The organism is Conyzicola nivalis (assembly GCF_040548875.1).
In the GTDB taxonomy this organism is placed as follows: Bacteria; Actinomycetota; Actinomycetes; order Actinomycetales; family Microbacteriaceae; genus Conyzicola; species Conyzicola nivalis_A.
Genome location: NZ_JBEPSJ010000002.1, coordinates 111,735 through 128,586 on the forward strand (window position 1 = coordinate 111,735; position 16,852 = coordinate 128,586).

Here is a 16,852-nt window from a genome sequence, read left to right on the forward strand (position 1 = left end):
GAGCGCCAAAACGCGGAGCCCGGGCCACAAATAGCCGACGCGAACCTCGAGTATGAATCCCGGCGATCCGGCCCTATCTGAACCTCTCGAGGTGGAATCAGTCGTCGCGTGTCAGTCGCTCCGCGAATACTTACCTCCAATGCTGGACAATGGAGTCAACGTCACAAATCGAGGAGCAAGAATCGTGCCTGAGCTATCCGTTCTTGAGATTTGTGCCGGAGCCGGGGGCCAGGCCGCTGGTTTGGAGAGGGCCGGTTTCAATCACGAGCTTGCCGTTGAGATTGAACCTCCGGCCGCCGCCACCCTGCGCCTCAATCGCCCATCGTGGGACGTCCATGAGGGAGACGTTCGCGAAGTTGACGGCAATAAATATCGGGGAATCGATCTCGTAGCCGGGGGCGTCCCCTGCCCGCCATTCAGCGTCGCGGGCAAGCAGCTCGGAAAAGATGACGAGCGCGATCTGTTTCCAGAGGCGCTTCGCCTGGTGCGTGAGTCACGTCCAGCCGCCGTCTTGCTCGAAAATGTTAAGGGCCTCGCCTCAGCTCGTTTCGAGCCGTATCGTCGATCGATACTCGAAGAGTTGGATACTTTGGGTTATGACGCGGACTGGAAGCTAATCGAGTCAGCCTCGTATGGGGTCCCTCAGCTGCGGCCACGATTTATTCTTGTTGCCTTGAAACGTAGGCACTTCAAGAACTTCACGTGGGGAGTTCACGACGGCCGGATAACAACTGTCGGAGAAGCTCTTCATCCCTACATGGCAGCCGAGGGATGGTCCGGTGCCGATGCATGGGCGGCGCGCGCCAACCGTGTGGCCCCCACGATAGTGGGCGGGAGCAAGAAGCACGGTGGCGCGGATCTGGGCCCCACGCGAGCGAAGGCCGCTTGGCTGGCGCTCGGCGTTGACGGCAAGGGCATCGCGGACAATGCTCCCAACGCAGAAACTCCATTCGACCACGTCCCCCGCCTCACTATGCGCATGGCAGCAACGGTTCAGGGCTTCTCCCCCGATTGGCAATTCGCGGGTTTGAAGACAGCGACGTACAGGCAAATCGGGAACGCCTTTCCTCCACCGGTCGCCGAGGCCATCGGACTTAGAATTCAGCGAGCCTTGGTCGGCGCGGGCGATATCGGGAAAAGCCCGATGCACAGGATTTCCGCGATCGGTTGATGACCGATACCTTGCTACGACGCTGTCACGCATCGGCATCGTCCCGCGTGAAACAAAAACCATTTCCCTTGTTTTGACGGCGACCCTTAGTAAAGGGTTCGTTTTCACTCGCACGGCGCAGGCTAGCGACAGCTTCGGCACCTTTCAGTTACACGCGTCAGACTAGTCATGTGCTCTCACCCCACTCCGCGCTGACTCCCTACATCTTGGGCGTTGTGCTCGCGCTGCTGCTCGCCTTCATGGTGTTCAACGCCGTGCGCAAAGATCGCCGCGAGTACCGCGACTTCAAGCGACTGCGCTCCACGAAGCGGCGGCAGAAGATGTTCCGCAAGTGGGTGCGCCAGTCGTTCCTCAACTTTGGCGGCGCGGCCGTGGTCGTGTTGCTGCTGACGTGGCAGTATGTTCCACTGTTCCTCGACGCGGTGAACGAGTGGGGCTTCGTGGCGGATGCCCGCAGGGCGTTCGCCGAGAGCGGCTGGCTGGGGCCGGCGATCGTCGCGGCTTTTGTAGTTCTTCTCGCGGGCGGCGCGGTGCTCGGCATCGTGCTCGCCCGCAGTGAGACCGAAGTTCCGGCGATCGGTGACGTCCAGGCGCTTCTCCCCCGCAACCGCGCGGAGCTGAAGTATGGAGCGGCCCTGGCGATCAACGCGGGGGTGGTCGAGGAGCTGCTGTTCCGCCTGGCGCTGCCAGTGTTGATCTTCGCGGTCACCGGAAGCACCATTGCGGCGGTCGTCGCCAGCATCCTGATCTTCGGGATGCTGCACGTGTACCAAGGGGCCGCGGGCATTATCGGCGCGGTGATCATGGGCGCCGCGTTTATGACGATCTACCTGGCGACCGGGAGCATTGTCGTGGCGATCGTGGTGCACGCGCTGTTCGACCTGCGGTCGTTGGTGCTGATTCCGGTCGTGGTGTTCAAGGTGCACAAGGAGCTGGGCAGCGGAGCGCCGCGGCGAACAGCGACGAAGGTAGATGTGCCGCCGCTGGTTGCGTAGGTTGACTGGCATGCACTTCGCAGACATCGACCCGAAAGACATCCCGCCGCCTCCGACTGTCGATGAAGTGGCAGGCCTGTTCAGCGTCCCGATGATGTCGTTCGTCGCGCAGCCCTCGCTGCAGGAGCTGGCAGTCGGCACGACCGGGTCGTCGTTGAACGGGGGCGAGACGACCCTCGATTCCGTGTCTCTCACCTACACGCTCTGGCTAAATCCACTCGATCGCAACGATCCGGTGAACCTCGCCGACCTCAGCGACTCGGAACGTGAAGCGCTCGACGCCCCTCCCGTTCGGCCACTCCCCGACTGGATGATGGAGCGGCGTGAACTGATGCGGTACCCCATGCTGTGGGAGGCCGTCTTGACCACTCGCAAGTCCGACGCCGAGTGGCAGACTCCCGAGTCGACGCTCGTCAGGCACGTCAACCATGTGTTGATGAACGCATTCCGCGAACAGCGGGTGGTCGGCGGCATCCCGGGCGAGCTCGACTCCCCCGTCACCGAACGGCACATTCAGCGCGTCACCCTGCCGGTCGATGGAGTCGATGTGCCCTCCATGCAGATCGACTCCGACCCCAACGTCTATGCCGTCGGAGCCGACCTGGGCGATCGAATACTCACCGCGGTCGTCTCGCGCGACCACCTGTCGAGCGTCACCATGGCGTTCGTGACTCGCGGCCTGGCCTGATGGCGAAAGACGAACTTAGCGCTGAAGCAGCTTCCCGCGCTTCGGAGGCTCGGATCGGCTGGTTGACCACCCTTCGGCCCGACGGGTCGCCGCACACGACCCCGGTCTGGTTCGTCTTCGACGAAGAGTCCATCTGGATCGCGACGGGCCGCCGCAACGTCAAAGCGGCCAACGTGCGTGCCGACCCGCGGGTCAGCATCGCCGTCGACGGGTCGGCCGACGCGCCGCTCGTCGCCCAGGGCAACGCCGAGTCGATGGATGTCGCGGCGACGAGCCGCGCGGTCGTTGCAGCATTCGCCGAGAAGTACGACGGATGGGACATCGGCGACGAGTCGGTCGATGGCCCGCGGGTTGTTGTGAAGGTGACGGTGTCGCGGTGGTTGCTCGCTGGGTGAGCTATGCCAGGCGCAGCGCCGTCCAGGAGACCGGGGGCAGCTCGATCGTCAGGGTTCCGTTGGTGATGTCGGCCGTGGTGATCGTTCGGAGAGAGACCCGCGAAGGATCAGACACCGTGTTCGCCGCGTGGATGTCGTCGTCGAAGATGCTCACTGCCTCGACCACAGACACGTCGCCTAGAGCGGCGATGTCGAGCGTGACGGTCGACGCGTCCGTTGTGCTGCGGTTCACGAGGAACACCGATGTGCCCTCCGAGTCGGTGGTAACCGCGGCATCCACGATCTTCACCGTCCCGTAGGCGCTGGTCTCGTAGGTGTCCGACACCAGGCGCGAGGTGAGCGCGGTGGCGCCGGCGAGACGAGAGGTCACGGCGAACGGGAAGAAGGTGGTCTGCTTCCAGACGGCGCCGCCCGGCTCGGTCATGATGGGCGCGATCACGTTCACCAGCTGGGCGAGGCTCGCCGAGCTGACGCGGTCGGCGTGGTTGAGCAGCGAGATGAGCAGGCTGCCGACCACGACCGCGTCGACGACCGTGTACGAGTCCTCGAGCAGGCGCGGGGCCTTGGGCCAGGTGCCGACGCCGGTGACCGCGTCCTGCTCCTGGTAGCGGTTGATGTCCCACACGTTCCACTCGTCGAACGAGATGTTGATGGTCTTGTCGCTCTTGCGGGCGGCCTTCACACTGTCGGCGGTGGCGACGACCTCTTCGATCATCTGGTCCATGTCGTAGCCGGCGGCGAGGAAGCTGCCGAGGTCGATGTTGTTCTCGGCCCAGTAGGCGTGGCACGAGATCAGGTCGATGTCGTCGTAGGTGTGCTCGAGCACGGTGCGCTCCCACGCGCCGAAGGTGGGCATGGTGCGGTTCGAGCTGCCGCAGACGACGAGCTCGAGGCCGTCGTCGAGCTGGCGCATGGCCTTGGCGGTCATCGAGGCGAGCTTGCCGTAGTCGTCGGCGTTGCGGTGGCCGAGCTGCCACGGGCCGTCCATCTCGTTGCCGAGGCACCACATCTTCACGGCGAGCGGCTCGACCTGGCCGTTGGCGACGCGCTGGTCGCTGAGCGTCGACCCCGAGGGGACGTTCGTGTACTCCAGCAGGTCGAGCGCCTCCTCGACGCCGCGCGTGCCGAGGTTCACGGCGAGCATCAGCTCGCTCTCGGCCTTGCGCAGCCAGCTGGCGAACTCGTGCAGCCCCACCTCGTTGGTCTCGGTCGAGTGCCAGGCCAGGTCGAGGCGCGTGGGGCGCTGCTCGCGCGGGCCGACGCTGTCTTCCCATTTGAAGCCGGAGACGAAGTTGCCTCCGGGATAGCGGATGGTGCTCACCCCGAGCTCACGCACCAGCTCGAGCACGTCGCCGCGGAACCCTTCCTCGTCGGCGGTCGGGTGCCCCGGCTCGTAGATCCCGTCGTAGACGGCCCGGCCCAGGTGCTCGACGAACGATCCGAACAGTCGGCGGTCGACGGCGCCGATTGCGAAGTTGGGGTTGATGGTCAGGCTGGCCTTGGGCATGGTTCTCTTTCGATCTGTGACGAGTGAAGCGGGAGAGTTCTGAGGGCTACTTGAGGCTGCCAATGGCGAGTCCACCCTGCCAGTACTTCTGCAGGGAGAGGAACGCGATGATCAGCGGGATGATCGAGATGAGCGACCCGACGATGATCAGCGTCCAGAGCGACGGCCCTCCGCCGCCGCCGTTGTTCTGCGAGGCGAGCCCCTGCCACAGCCCGATGCCCACCGTGATCGGGTAGAGCTGGCTGTTCGAGAGCATCGCGAGCGGCAGGAAGTAGTTGTTCCACGTGCCGACCACCGAGAGCAGCAGCACGGTCACGACCGCGGGCCGCATGAGCGGCAGCGCCACCTGGAAGAACGAGCGGAACTCCCCCGCGCCGTCCATCCGCGCCGCGTCGAGCAGCTCGTCGGGCACGGCCTCCGCCGCGTAGACGCGCATCAGGTAGACGCCGAACGGGCTGAGCAGCGAGGGCAGGATGACCGCCCAGATCGTGTCGGTGAGCCCGAGCTCGGAGAACAGCACGAACGTGGGGATGACGAGCGCGGTGAGCGGCACCATGACCGAGCCGAGCAGGATCGCGAACGACAGGTCGCGGCCGCGGAAGTTGTATTTCGCGAAGCCGTAGCCCGCGAGCACGGCGAGCACCGTCGCGCCGAGGCCGCCGAGGAACGCGTAGAGGGCGGAGTTGCCGATCCAGCGCAGGTAGATGCCGTCGTTGTAGGTGACGAGGTTCGACAGGTTCGTGAAGAGGTTGAACTCTCCCGAGAACCAGAGCGCGCTGTCTCCGCTGAACAGGCTCGGGGCGTCCTTCGTGCTGGCGACGAACAAGAACCAGAGCGGCACGAGGAAGTAGACGACGAGGATGCCGAGAAACACGTAGGTGAGGATGTTGCGGGGTTTGCGAGTGCGTCGCCCCGAGTCATCCGTAAGCCTGCCGGTGATCCGTGTTGTTGTCATTAGAGGACGCTCCCGCGCTTGCGTGTGACGAAGAGGAAGATGTAGACGCCCACGAACACGATGGCTCCGAGCGAGAACGAGATCGCCGACGCGTAGTTGAACTGCGCGTACTTGAAGGCGAGGTTGAAGGCGTAGATGTTCGGGGTGAAGTCCGGGGTTATCGTGCCGTTCGCCACCGGACCGAGCACCTGCGGTTCGGTGAAGAACTGCAGCGTGCCGATGAGCGCGAAGACCAGGATCAGCACGAGCGCCGAACGCACCATCGGGATCTTGATGCGCAACGCCACCTGCCACGCGTTGGCACCGTCGATCTTCGCCGCCTCGTAGATGGTGGGGTCGATGCCCCGCAGCGCCGCGTAGATGATGATCATGTAGTAGCCGGCCCACTGCCAGGTGACCACGTTCATGAGCCCGTAGAAGATGTTGTCGGGGCTGAGCAGGAACGGCGCATCCGCCCCGAAGAGCTGCTCGAGCGGGCCGAAGCTGGGGCTGTAGAGGAAGCCCCACATGAGGGCGCCGATCACGGCCGGCACGGCGTAGGGCAGGAAGATCATGAGTCGGGCGAAGCGCGCGAACCGGTTGGTGAGGTTGTCGAGCACGAGCGCCGCGGCGAGCGATACGAGCATCTGCACCGGGATGAGCACGATCGAGAACCGCACCACGAACCAGACGCCCTTGAGGAACGACGGGTCGGTGAACGCGCGGATGTAGTTGTTGACGCCCGCGAACGCCGTGCCGGTGGCGAGGCCCTTCGAGAACAGGCTGAGGTAGAACGCGTAGACGAGCGGCGTCACCAGGAACACCACGAACACGACGCCGAACGGTGCCACGAACAGCCAGCCGGTGCGCGAGTGCTGCCGCTCCCTCGCCGTTCTCTTGCGGGTGGCGGGCTTCGTCGCCGGCGCCGTTGCTACGTCTGCCATTTTTCGATCCTTTAGATCAGTGGATGTCGCGGCCCCGGGTCACCCCGGAGCCGCGACAGCGCTTACTCGACGGTGAAGCCCTGCTCCTGGGCGTACTTCACGATGATGTCCTGCAGGTCGGTCGCCGCCTGAGCGCCTCCGACGTCGCCGGCGCTGATCTTCACGAGCTGCGCCTGCAGCTGCGCGTAGTAGTAGACGCTGAACGGGCTGTAGGTCGTGCCCTCGTAGGCGTCGGCCGCGGGCACGTACACGTCGCGGTTGGCCGTCTGCCCGCCGAAGAACTCGACCTCGTTGTTCACGAACTCGTCAGACGTGAGCACGTCTTTGTTGAGCGGGAAGATGGTCTGCGTCTTCCAACCGTCGGTGAGCGAGGGCTCGTCGGCGTAGAGCTCGATGGCGACCTTCGCCGCGAGCTCCTTGTCGCCGGCCTGGCTGGTCACCGCGAGCGTCGATCCGCCCCAGTTGACCGAGACGGGGTTGTCGACGTCCCACTGCGGAAGCGGTGCGACCGCGAACAGGCCCGCGTCGTCGCCCTGGCCGACGCCGGCGCCGGTGAGGTAGCCGGGCGCCCAGGCCGCCGAGACGTAGGTGGCGTACTTGCCGCCGACGACGCCGGAGATGTAGTCGGTGGTGAACTGGTCTTCGGTGCCGATGAGGCCCTTCTCGACGAGTCCGGCCCAGTAGTCCATGACCTTCTGAACCTCGGGGCTGTCGAGGTTGATCGAGATCTTCTGCGGGTCGGCGAGGTCGTACTCGAACGGCACTGCGCCGTTCTGCTGCATGAGAGCGGTGAGCGCGGCGGGCACGTTGCTGCCGAGGTTGCCGAAGAAGGGGCCGCCGGCGTCCTTCACGGTCTGGGCCGCTGCCTCGTACTCCTCCCACGTGGTGGGCGGGGTGATGCCGAACTGCTCGAAGATGTCCTTGCGGTAGATCATGGCCATCGGGCCGCCGTCGATCGGGATCGCATAGACGGCGTCGCCCTGCGACACGTCGCCCCATGCGCCCTCGGCGAAGTTGCCCTTCACGTCGTTGGCGCCGTACTCGCTGATGTCGACGAGCGCCTCCTGGATCTCGAAGCCGGTGAGCTGGTCGGTCTCGAGCATGACCACGTCGGGCGCGCCCTTGCCGGCCGAGACCGCGGTCTGCAGCTTGGCGTACTCGTCGGCGCCCTGGCCGGCGACGGTCCAGCAGACCTGCACGTCTTCGTGGGAGTTGTTGAAGTTGTCGACCACGGTCGCCATGTTCGGGTACCAGGCCCACACCGAGACGACGGGCGCGTCGGCGTTGACGATCTTGTTGGTGCAGTTGGTGGGCTTGGCGTTGGTGGTGCCGCCTTCGCCGCCGCCGCTGCAGGCGGCCAGGCTGGCGACGATGGCCACCGCGGACAGGCCCGCGATGAGTGCTTTCTTCTTCACTGTGATTCCTCTCGGTTGTGCATGGGACTTCGTTGTCATGAGGGGTGGATCAGCGTCGCGCGCGAGCGAGACGACAGGCTGCCGCGGATGCGGCCGAGGGGAGGAAGAGTCGGGATGCGGGTGCGGCGAACGGGCACGAAAGCATCGGAATCCTCCTCGATTCGACTGGCCGGTGTCATTTTCTGCCGGCGTTTACAACGTTGTATATAACGTTGTAGAAGACATCTTGCAGAGCGGATGCGGCCCGTGTCAAGCAGATCCGATCAATCGGGCCGAGATCAGGCCACTACGGCTGTCGACTCGCGCTCGACGAGCGCGAAAGCGGCCAGATGCTCGCGCGGCTCGATCACGGTGCCGGGGTTGGCGATGCGCTCGACGAGGAAGCGCACGGCCACCTCGGCGATCTCGTCTTTTCCCGGGTCGATCGTCGAGAGCGTCGGCAGGGTGTACCGGGTCTCGTCGATGTCGTCGTAGCCGATCACGGCCACGTCGTGCGGAATGCGCAGCCCGGCCTCCTGCATCACGCGCATCGCGCCGAGGGCCATCGAGTCGTTGAAGGCGACCACGCCGTCGAACTCGACGCCCGACTCGAGCAGCAGGCGCATCGCCTGCGCGCCTCCCGAGCGGAACCAGCCGCCGACCTCGGCGACGAGCCGGTCGTCGTACTCGATGCCCGCGTCGTCGAGGGCCTGCTTGTAGCCGACGAGACGCAGGCCGGCCGAGCCGATGACCTCTCCGCGGTGCGCTCCGACCACGGCGATGCGCCGTCGACCGAGCGCGATGAGGTGGGCGGTCGCCGCGCGGGCACCCTCGGTGTTGTGCATCGTGACGTGGTCGGTGGGGCCGTGGAAGATGCGCTCTCCCAGCAGCACCAGCGGGGTGTCGACGTCGTTGAGGATGTACGCGTCATCTTCGCCGAGGGCGAGCGCACTGTAGAGGATGCCGTCGACCTTCTGCTTCCGCTCGCCGCCGAGCAGCCCGATCTCGCGCTCTCGGTCGGCGCCCGACTGCTCGATGATCACCGACAGACCCTGCGCGTCGGCGGCGCGCATGACGGCGTCGGCGAGCTCGGCGAAGTAGGCGTTGCGCAGGTCGGGGATGATGAGGCTGATCACGCCGGTGCGACCGGAACGCAGTCCGCGGGCGGTGAGGTTCGGCCGGTAGCCGAGCTCTTCGATCGCCGCGGTGACCCGCTCGCGAGTCTCGGGGCGGATGTGCTGGTAGTCGTTGATGACGTTCGACACGGTCTTGATCGACACCCCGGCCAGGCGTGCCACGTCGTGCATAGTGATCGACATGTTGTCACATTACAACGTTGGAGGACTCCGCTGGTTGAGCAGGCCACTCTGGCGCGCACGTTACTCTTGTCTCTGTTGCCGCGGCCCGCACCGGGACGGCGCCCCCCGATCTATTGGAGAACTTAATGTCGGTCGGCCTGCTCGCCGTTGTGGATGACATACTCACCGTCGCAATCAAGGCGAGTGCGAAGACCGCAGGCGTCGTCATCGACGACGCGGCCGTCACGCCGCAGTATGTGCAGGGACTCTCGCCGGCGCGCGAGCTGCGCGTCGTGCTGCAGATCGCCCTCGGCAGCCTGTTCAACAAGTTCATCATCATCATCCCTCTTGCCCTGCTGCTCTCGGCGTTCGCGCCGTGGGTGCTGCCCTGGCTGCTGATCATCGGCGGAACCTACCTCTGCTTCGAGGGCGCCGAGAAGGTCACCGAGTGGTTCGGCGCGCACCACGGGCCCGCGGAGACCGAGGCGCGCGACGAACGCAAACTGGTCTTCGGCGCCATCCGCACCGACCTCATCCTCAGCACCGAGATCATGCTCATCTCGCTGGCGAGCATCGACCCCGACTTCGGCATCTGGATGACGCTCGGAGCCCTCGCGGTCATCGGCCTCGGCATGACGATCCTCGTCTACGGCGTGGTCGCCGCCCTGGTCAAGATCGACGACGTCGGACTCGCGCTGATGAAGCACTCCGTGCGCAAGGTGCGGCGTACCGGTGCCCGCATCGTGCGCGCGATGCCGGCCGTGTTCCGGGTGATCAGCATCGTCGGAACCGTCGCCATGCTCTGGGTCGGCGGGCACCTCGTGATCGCGAACCTGGCCGAGACGTTCTGGCATGGGCCGTACGACCTGCTGCACGCCGTGACGCACGCCATCGAGGGTGCGGGACCGGTCATCGTGTGGGTGACCGACACAGCCATCTCGGCGGTGGTCGGACTCGCTCTCGGGCTGGTCATCATCGGGATCATCATGGCGATCTCGCGGGTCGTCAAGAAGAAAGAGCCGGAGAGCGTTTCACACTGACGCGCGGTCGGCCGGGCGCTTCGACAGGCTCAGCGACCGCGGCGGGCGCTTCGACGGGCTCAGCGGCCGCGACGGCTAGACGTTGTCTCCGCCGGAGTCGCCGAACCCCGACGCCGACGAGGCGCCGCCCCACGACCACTGGGTGACCTCGGGGATGTCCTCGCCGTGCTCGCGCGTGTACGTGCGCGCACGCTGACGGGCGTCCTGCATCTCCTGCCGCAGCGACCCCTCGCGCACGGCGAGCTCGGGCACCCGGTCGAGCACGTCGATCACCAGCTTGTAGCGGTCGATGTCGTTGAGCATCACCATGTCGAACGGGGTGGTGGTGGTCCCCTCCTCCTTGAAACCGCGCACGTGAAGGTTCTCATGCCCGGTGCGGCGGTAGGTGAGACGGTGGATCAGCCACGGGTACCCGTGGTACGCGAAGATCACCGGCTTGTCGGTCGTGAAGATGGCGTCGTACTCGCTGTCGCTGAGCCCGTGCGGGTGCTCCCCCGCACTCTGCAGGCGCATCAGGTCGACGACGTTGACCACGCGCACTTTGAGATACGGCACCTTCTCGCGCAGGATCGACACGGCAGCCAGCATCTCGAGGGTCGGAACGTCCCCGGCCGACGCGAGCACGACATCCGGAGCCTCGCCCGCCTTCTCACTGCCGGCCCACTCGAAGAGCCCCAGCCCGCGGGTGCAGTGCGCGATCGCCTGCTCCATGGTGAGCCAGTTCGGCGCGGGCTGTTTGCCGGCGACCACGACGTTCACGTAGTCGACGCTGCGCAGGCAGTGGTCGTAGGTCGACAGCAGCGTGTTCGCGTCGAACGGCAGGTACACCCGCACGACGTCGGCCTTCTTGTTCACGACGTGGTCGATGAAACCGGGGTCCTGGTGCGAGGCGCCGTTGTGGTCCTGCCGCCAGACGTGCGACGACAGCAGGTAGTTGAGCGAGGCGACAGGTCGTCGCCACTCGATGTGCCGCGAGCTCTTCAGCCACTTGGCGTGCTGGTTGAACATCGAGTCGACGATGTGGATGAACGCCTCGTACGAGTTGATGATGCCGTGCCGCCCGGTGAGCAGATAGCCCTCGAGCCAGCCCTGGCACTGGTGCTCGCTGAGCATCTCGATCACACGTCCGGCCCGGGCGAGGTGGTTGTCGGAGTCGATCGGCAGGCTGCCGGCGTCCCACTGCTTGTCGGTCACCTCGAACACTGCCTGCAGCCGGTTCGAGGCGGTCTCGTCGGGGCCGAAGATACGAAAGTTGGTGGGATTCTTCGTGATCACGTCGCGCAGCCAGGTGCCGAGAACCGCGGTGGCTTCGCTGGTGGATGCGCCCGGGCTCTCCACGTCCACCGCGTAGTCGCGGAAGTCGGGCAGCTTCAGCGCCTGCCGCAACAGCCCGCCGTTCGCGACCGGGTTGGCGCTCATGCGCCGGTCGCCCTCCGGCGCGAGCGCAGTTGCCTCGACGGTCACGGCGCCGTCCTCGTCGAAGAGCTCCTCGGGCCGGTACGACCGCAGCCAGCTCTCGAGCAGACGGGTATGCGCCTCCGTGTCGCGCGCGTTCGCCAGCGGAACCTGGTGCGAACGCCAGTTGTCCTCGGCCGGGTGGCCGTCGATCTCCTTCGGGCAGGTCCACCCCTTGGGCGTGCGCAGGATGATCATGGGCCAGGCCGGGCGTCCGTCGAGGGTGCCGGCCGCGGCATCCGCCTTGATCTGCGCTATCTGGTTGAGAACGACGTCCATGGTCTCGGCGAGGCGGGCGTGAACGGCCATGGGGTCTTCGTCGTCGAAGCCGCCGCTGACGACGTAGGGCGTGTGGCCGTAGCCGCGCATGAGCTGCAGCAGCTCTTCCTCGGGGATGCGCGCCAGCAGGCTCGGGTTGGCGATCTTGTAGCCGTTGAGGTGCAGGATCGGCAGCACGACGCCGTCGTTCAACGGGTCGACGAACTTGTTCGAGTGCCAGCTCGTGGCGAGCGGCCCGGTCTCGGCCTCGCCGTCGCCGACGACCGTGGCGACGAGCAGGTCGGGGTTGTCGAACGCAGCGCCGTAGGCGTGGCTGAGCGAGTAGCCGAGCTCGCCGCCCTCGTGGATCGACCCGGGCGTCTCGGGGGCGACGTGGCTCGGGATGCCGCCGGGGAATGAGAACTGGCGGAACAGCCGGCGCACCCCGTCTTCGGTCTTCTCGATCGTGTTGTAGATCTCGCTGTAGGTGCCGTCGAGGTAGGCGTTCGCGACCATGCCCGGCCCGCCGTGGCCGGGGCCGGTGATGTAGATCGCGTTGAGGTCGCGCTCCTGGATCACGCGGTTCAGGTGCGCGTAGATGAAGTTAAGACCGGGGGTGGTTCCCCAGTGGCCGAGCAGGCGTGGCTTGATGTGCTCCTTGGTCAGCGGCACCCTGAGCAGCGGGTTGTCGAGCAGGTAGATCTGCCCGACCGAGAGGTAGTTGGCCGCCCGCCACCACGTGTTCAGCCGCTCGAGCGACTCCGCGTCGATCTCGCGCGGGTCGCGGTGCTGCCAGGGGGCGGAGACTGTCAGGGCGGTCATGACTACCTTTCGTCGAAGAATGGTGATGCCCTCAGGTTCGCACTAATCCGCCGCGGCTGGCTAGGGACGAACGTCCCTGTTCACGGCTTCGTCGCTCATCGCGCCGTCGCCGTCGTCGTGATCACGCTGGCGCCGTCCCAGGTGACCGAGAGATTGTCGCCCAGTCCGAGCTGGAGGCCGTACTGCAGGAAGTCGCTGCTGCTCGTGCACGAACCCCCGCTTCCGCCCTGCACGAGATCCTCGACGATCAGGCAGAAGCTCGCGTCGGAGTTCTTGGCCGCCCAGATATTCTCCGACTCGGTCGACTGCAGGAGCCGTGTTGAGGCGGCCTCGATCTGCATGCCGTCGACGAGATCGGCGGGGGCGCGGTCCCGGTCGGCCTGAGCGGAGCCGAGCAGTCGCTGGGCGGCGCCGAGATTGCCGGGAACGAGCACGGGCTGCACCGGCGTCTCGCCCTCCGCGCGCGTCGGCGCGGCGCCGTCGCCGTCGGCTGCCTTCGGCGACACGAGCGCAAGTCCGCCCGCGCCGACGAACACCCCGACGACGAGAGCCGCCAGAGACGGAACGACCCATCCGCGCGACCGCGTGACGGCGGGCGAGGGTTGGATATCGTCGGTCTGGGGCGGATGCGCCTCGCCGGCCACCGGCTCGTCGACCGGCGCGGATTCGAGGTCGCCGACGCCTTCGCGTTTCTCCAGCTCCCGTCGCGCGGCGGCGGCACGCCTCTCCTCCTCGACCGAGCCCGTGCGTCCGTAGCCGATGCGCCGCAGCTCGTCGAGGCGCGCGCTGTGATCGTCGTCGTCGGTCGTCATGCGCCGAGGTTATCGCAATCGAGGGTTTCTCGAACATGCGGGACCTTGTCCCCTGTCGCGCCTCGCGCGAGGCGGGGAGCATGGAAGTGCAGCGCGAAGCGCGTTCATCGACGAAGGAGCACCTCATGAAGGCAGCACGATTCCACGGCCCACAGGACATCCGCATCGAAGACATCGCCGAACCCGAACTGCGCGCGGGCGCCGTCGCGATCGATGTCGCGTGGTGCGGCATCTGCGGCACCGACCTGCACGAGTTTCTCGAGGGCCCGATCTTCATCCCGGCGGCCGGGCACCCGCATCCGCTCTCCCACGAGGAGGAACCCGTCACCCTCGGCCACGAGTTCTCGGGAACCGTCACCGCACTCGGCGAGGGCGTCGACGACCTGACCGTGGGCGAGAACGTCGTCGTCGAGCCGTACTTCGTCTGCAACGAGTGCGCCCCGTGCCTGGCCGGCAACTACCACCTGTGCGTGAAGATGGGCTTCATCGGGCTCGCGGGCGGTGGCGGCGGCCTCAGCGAGAAGGTCGTCGTCGACCGTCGCTGGGTGCACCCGATCGGCGACATCCCCCTCGACGAGGCAGCACTCATCGAGCCGCTCTCGGTCGGGCACCACGCCTTCGTACGCAGCGGCGCCGGAGCCGGCGACGTCGCGCTGATCGGCGGCGCGGGCCCGATCGGCCTGCTGCTGGCCGCGGTGCTCAAGGCCGAGGGCCTCACCGTGATCATGTCGGAGCTCAGCGCCGCCCGCAAAGAGAAGGCTCTCTCCACCGGCGTGGCCGACCACGTGATCGACCCGAGCACCGAGAACCTGGCCGAGCGGGTGCGAGAGCTCACCGGCGGCGTCGGCGCCGACGTGTGCTTCGAGTGCACGAGCGTGAACGTGGTGCTCGACCAGCTGTTCGACGCGGTCAAGCCGGCCGGAGTGATCGTGAACGTGTCGATCTGGAGCAAGCCGGCCGTGATCGACATGCAGAAGCTCGTGCTCAAGGAGATCGACCTGCGCGGCACCATCGCCTACGTGCGCGACCACGCGGCGACCATCAAGCTGGTGCAAGACGGCAAGGTCACGCTCGCGCCGTTCATCACCTCGCGCATCGGCCTCGACGACCTCATCGACTCGGGCTTCGACACGCTGATCAATCACAACGAGACCGCGGTGAAGATCGTCGTGCACCCCTAGGGACCCTCGGGCCCCACGGTGACGTAGACGTGCGCGCCGTCCCACGCCGCCTCGATGCTGGGGGTTCCCGCCACGCCCTGGTTGAGCGAGACCGTCGCCCCGTGCAATACGAACATGTCGGGTGGCGAGCAGGAGGCAGCGAACGAGTTCGCCGCGCCGATCGTGACGACGACGCACAGCCCGCCGTCGTCGTCGCGGGCCACCCACGTCGTTCCGGTGCCCGCCCCGCCCGCGGCGAGCCGCGTCGTCGAGGGGTCGATGTCTTCGAACTGCAGGTCGACGAGGTCGGTCTGCGTCTGCGGCTGGGCGAGCCAGCGCTCCGCCGCCTCGAGGTCTCCGGGTCGCAGCGCGCCGGCCTCGACGGGCTCGGGCGGCAGCAGGCCCTCGCCGGCGGCGAAGTCGGCGACAGGGTCGGGGGCGTCTTCGGTGAACAGCAGCGGAAGCGCGACCGCGGCGACCGCGATCCCCAGCGCGAACGCCCCGACGGGCAGCGCGAGTCGTCTCCAGAGCGAGGGCGGGCGGATGTCTCCCGCCGCGACCTCCACTCCGGGTTCCTGGCCTGAGACGGGCACGGGAGCGGCCGCGGTGGGCGCGGCCAGCACCGCGGTGACGGCGGCGGTCAGCGCGGCCTTGCGCGCATGGTGTGCCCGCTCGAGTGCGATGAGGGACGCGTGGGCCTCCGCCGCCCGCGCCTCGTCCTCGGGCGAGTTCGTGCGGTCGAAGGCCACCCGGCGCAGGTCGTCGAGCTCGCGGCGGCGGGCGGCGCGAGCCGCGGCATCCGGCAGCACCCGCCGACGCAACGCGGCCACGGCGTCGCCCTCGGCTGCGTCGCCGGCATCGACCCCGGCTGCGTAGGACTCCTCGAACACCCCGCGCGCCCGCGCATCCGACTCGACCAGTGCGAGCGCCCGTCGCGCGTCCTCGGCTGATGCTGCGCTCATCGCGACCCCCGTCTCGTCGTAGCGTTCACTCACTGTAGCGGCGCGTGCGGCTTTTCGAGCCGCGGGTTCCGCCCTATCGCTGGCTGAGCACGACGCGCACCTGGGGTCCGTTCCAGTCGGCGGTGAGCACGTTCGACGCGACCGACAACCCGCTCTGCTCGAAGTCGCCGGCGACGGCGCACGTGCCGTTGGTCACCTGCGAGAACGTGTCGGTGGTCTCGAGGCAGAGTTTTCCGTCGACCTGTTTGGCCACCCAGACCCGGGCGATCGGGCTGCTGTGCACGAGCCGCACGCTGCCGCGGTCGAACTCGGGACGCAGCTCGCCGACGCCCACGAGGTCTTCGTCGGTCTGCTCGCGCTCGAACCACACCTCGGCCGCCGACAGGTCGCCGGGCTCGGAGACGCCGTCGGGCCGGTCGCCCAAGAAGTACTCGATCGGCGACGGGCTGCGCGAGGCGGATACCGCGGCCGGCAGCTCGTCGGAGCCCTGCCAGGCCCAGACCGCGCTGGTCGCGGCGACGCCGACGACGAGCGCGACGGCGGCGGGGACGAGCCAGGGCGCCCGGCGTGGTCTCGCAGGCTCCTCCGGGTCGTCGCTCTGCACCGAGTCATCGGGATCGCTCGCGACCGGCGGATGCGCCCGCGGTTCGAGCGCGGCGTCGATCGCGCGGTCGAGGGCCGCGCGGCTCGCCCGGGTCTCCTCCTCGAGGGCCGCGAGGTCGCGGCGGGCCAGCTCGGCGGCGGCCTCCTCCTCCGCGGTGTTCGTGCGGTCGAAGGCGACCCGGCGCAGCCGCTCGACCTCGGCGTCGCGCGCGGCGTCGGCCGTGGCATCCGGCCGCACCTCCCGGCGCAGCACCGCGACCGGGTCGCCCGGCCGCCCGTAGGCGGCGGCGAAGCGGGCACGCGCCGCCGGGTCGCGGTCGACGGCCTCGAGTGCTCGGCTGGCGCGATCGGTCATGCGCGAAGCTTATTCGCGTGGGCCGCGCTCGCGCGAGAACCCGCCCCCGCCCCGGTGCG

At 67.3% G+C, this 16,852-nt stretch carries 15 protein-coding genes; 6 read left to right on the plus strand and 9 right to left on the minus strand.

What is annotated here, in order from left to right:
- Positions 1 to 139 precede the first annotated feature (139 nt).
- The 4 genes from ABIE21_RS09205 to ABIE21_RS09220 all read left to right on the plus strand — a co-directional run bounded on the left by ABIE21_RS09205 (position 140) and on the right by ABIE21_RS09220 (position 3,249).
- Positions 140 to 1,171, plus strand: coding sequence for a DNA cytosine methyltransferase (locus ABIE21_RS09205; RefSeq protein ID WP_354024527.1), 1,032 nt, complete (start codon positions 140 to 142; stop codon positions 1,169 to 1,171).
- 215 nt (positions 1,172 to 1,386) lie between these two features.
- Complete coding sequence (locus ABIE21_RS09210) at positions 1,387 to 2,166, plus strand: CPBP family intramembrane glutamic endopeptidase (RefSeq protein ID WP_354024528.1); 780 nt, start codon at positions 1,387 to 1,389, stop codon at positions 2,164 to 2,166.
- Positions 2,167 to 2,176: 10 nt separating this feature from the next.
- Positions 2,177 to 2,854, plus strand: a complete 678-nt coding sequence (locus tag ABIE21_RS09215; RefSeq protein ID WP_354024529.1) for a hypothetical protein — start codon at positions 2,177 to 2,179, stop codon at positions 2,852 to 2,854.
- Positions 2,854 to 3,249, plus strand: coding sequence for a TIGR03618 family F420-dependent PPOX class oxidoreductase (locus tag ABIE21_RS09220; protein ID WP_354024530.1), 396 nt, complete (start codon positions 2,854 to 2,856; stop codon positions 3,247 to 3,249). Before ABIE21_RS09215 ends, ABIE21_RS09220 begins: the two co-directional genes overlap by 1 nt.
- 1 nt (position 3,250) lies before the next feature.
- Here ABIE21_RS09220 and ABIE21_RS09225 read toward each other — a convergent pair whose 3' ends face one another.
- The 5 genes from ABIE21_RS09225 to ABIE21_RS09245 form a co-directional block, all read right to left on the minus strand.
- Entirely contained in the window at positions 3,251 to 4,756 is a 1,506-nt protein-coding gene (locus tag ABIE21_RS09225; protein WP_354024531.1) for an alpha-N-arabinofuranosidase, read from the minus strand.
- Positions 4,757 to 4,802: 46 nt separating this feature from the next.
- Positions 4,803 to 5,711 (minus strand): carbohydrate ABC transporter permease, encoded by a 909-nt coding sequence (locus ABIE21_RS09230; protein WP_354024532.1) that lies wholly within the window; start codon positions 5,709 to 5,711, stop codon positions 4,803 to 4,805.
- A complete protein-coding gene (locus ABIE21_RS09235; RefSeq protein WP_354024533.1) occupies positions 5,711 to 6,634 on the minus strand; it encodes a carbohydrate ABC transporter permease in 924 nt (307 codons plus the stop codon). The genes ABIE21_RS09230 and ABIE21_RS09235 overlap by 1 nt, the downstream gene beginning before the upstream one ends.
- 62 nt (positions 6,635 to 6,696) lie before the next feature.
- Positions 6,697 to 8,049, minus strand: a complete 1,353-nt coding sequence (locus tag ABIE21_RS09240; RefSeq protein WP_354024534.1) for an ABC transporter substrate-binding protein — start codon at positions 8,047 to 8,049, stop codon at positions 6,697 to 6,699.
- Positions 8,050 to 8,327: 278 nt separating this feature from the next.
- Complete coding sequence (locus ABIE21_RS09245) at positions 8,328 to 9,347, minus strand: LacI family DNA-binding transcriptional regulator (protein WP_354024535.1); 1,020 nt, start codon at positions 9,345 to 9,347, stop codon at positions 8,328 to 8,330.
- Between the two features lie 125 nt (positions 9,348 to 9,472).
- Here ABIE21_RS09245 and ABIE21_RS09250 point away from each other — a divergent pair, with 125 nt between their 5' ends.
- The gene (locus ABIE21_RS09250) at positions 9,473 to 10,366 is read left to right on the plus strand and encodes a DUF808 domain-containing protein (RefSeq protein WP_354024536.1); all 894 of its coding nucleotides are present in this window, start codon (positions 9,473 to 9,475) and stop codon (positions 10,364 to 10,366) included.
- 75 nt (positions 10,367 to 10,441) lie between these two features.
- Here ABIE21_RS09250 and ABIE21_RS09255 read toward each other — a convergent pair whose 3' ends face one another.
- Positions 10,442 to 12,901 (minus strand): phosphoketolase family protein, encoded by a 2,460-nt coding sequence (locus tag ABIE21_RS09255; protein WP_354024537.1) that lies wholly within the window; start codon positions 12,899 to 12,901, stop codon positions 10,442 to 10,444.
- A gap of 95 nt (positions 12,902 to 12,996) precedes the next feature.
- Positions 12,997 to 13,713, minus strand: a complete 717-nt coding sequence (locus tag ABIE21_RS09260; RefSeq protein WP_354024538.1) for a hypothetical protein — start codon at positions 13,711 to 13,713, stop codon at positions 12,997 to 12,999.
- A 125-nt stretch (positions 13,714 to 13,838) separates the two neighbouring features.
- On the opposite strand from ABIE21_RS09260, the gene ABIE21_RS09265 reads away from it, so the two are divergent.
- Positions 13,839 to 14,894 (plus strand): 2,3-butanediol dehydrogenase, encoded by a 1,056-nt coding sequence (locus ABIE21_RS09265; RefSeq protein ID WP_354024539.1) that lies wholly within the window; start codon positions 13,839 to 13,841, stop codon positions 14,892 to 14,894.
- Here ABIE21_RS09265 and ABIE21_RS09270 read toward each other — a convergent pair.
- Both ABIE21_RS09270 and ABIE21_RS09275 read right to left on the minus strand, forming a co-directional pair.
- Positions 14,891 to 15,835, minus strand: coding sequence for a hypothetical protein (locus ABIE21_RS09270; RefSeq protein WP_354024540.1), 945 nt, complete (start codon positions 15,833 to 15,835; stop codon positions 14,891 to 14,893). The genes ABIE21_RS09265 and ABIE21_RS09270 overlap by 4 nt on opposite strands.
- Positions 15,836 to 15,908: 73 nt before the next feature.
- Positions 15,909 to 16,793 (minus strand): hypothetical protein, encoded by an 885-nt coding sequence (locus ABIE21_RS09275; RefSeq protein ID WP_354024541.1) that lies wholly within the window; start codon positions 16,791 to 16,793, stop codon positions 15,909 to 15,911.
- Positions 16,794 to 16,852: the final 59 nt, after the last annotated feature.

Bases quoted from the DNA above. Each gene is read 5' to 3' on its own strand.
- ABIE21_RS09270 (WP_354024540.1), bottom strand. From the start codon at position 15,835: ATGAGCGCAGCATCAGCCGAGGACGCGCGACGGGCGCTCGCACTGGTC.
- ABIE21_RS09245 (WP_354024535.1), bottom strand. From the start codon at position 9,347: ATGTCGATCACTATGCACGACGTGGCACGCCTGGCCGGGGTGTCGATC.
- ABIE21_RS09235 (WP_354024533.1), bottom strand. From the start codon at position 6,634: ATGGCAGACGTAGCAACGGCGCCGGCGACGAAGCCCGCCACCCGCAAG.
- ABIE21_RS09215 (WP_354024529.1), top strand. From the start codon at position 2,177: ATGCACTTCGCAGACATCGACCCGAAAGACATCCCGCCGCCTCCGACT.
- ABIE21_RS09205 (WP_354024527.1), top strand. From the start codon at position 140: ATGCTGGACAATGGAGTCAACGTCACAAATCGAGGAGCAAGAATCGTG.
- ABIE21_RS09260 (WP_354024538.1), bottom strand. From the start codon at position 13,713: ATGACGACCGACGACGACGATCACAGCGCGCGCCTCGACGAGCTGCGG.
- ABIE21_RS09265 (WP_354024539.1), top strand. From the start codon at position 13,839: ATGAAGGCAGCACGATTCCACGGCCCACAGGACATCCGCATCGAAGAC.
- ABIE21_RS09250 (WP_354024536.1), top strand. From the start codon at position 9,473: ATGTCGGTCGGCCTGCTCGCCGTTGTGGATGACATACTCACCGTCGCA.
- ABIE21_RS09255 (WP_354024537.1), bottom strand. From the start codon at position 12,901: ATGACCGCCCTGACAGTCTCCGCCCCCTGGCAGCACCGCGACCCGCGC.
- ABIE21_RS09230 (WP_354024532.1), bottom strand. From the start codon at position 5,711: ATGACAACAACACGGATCACCGGCAGGCTTACGGATGACTCGGGGCGA.
- ABIE21_RS09220 (WP_354024530.1), top strand. From the start codon at position 2,854: ATGGCGAAAGACGAACTTAGCGCTGAAGCAGCTTCCCGCGCTTCGGAG.
- ABIE21_RS09275 (WP_354024541.1), bottom strand. From the start codon at position 16,793: ATGACCGATCGCGCCAGCCGAGCACTCGAGGCCGTCGACCGCGACCCG.
- ABIE21_RS09225 (WP_354024531.1), bottom strand. From the start codon at position 4,756: ATGCCCAAGGCCAGCCTGACCATCAACCCCAACTTCGCAATCGGCGCC.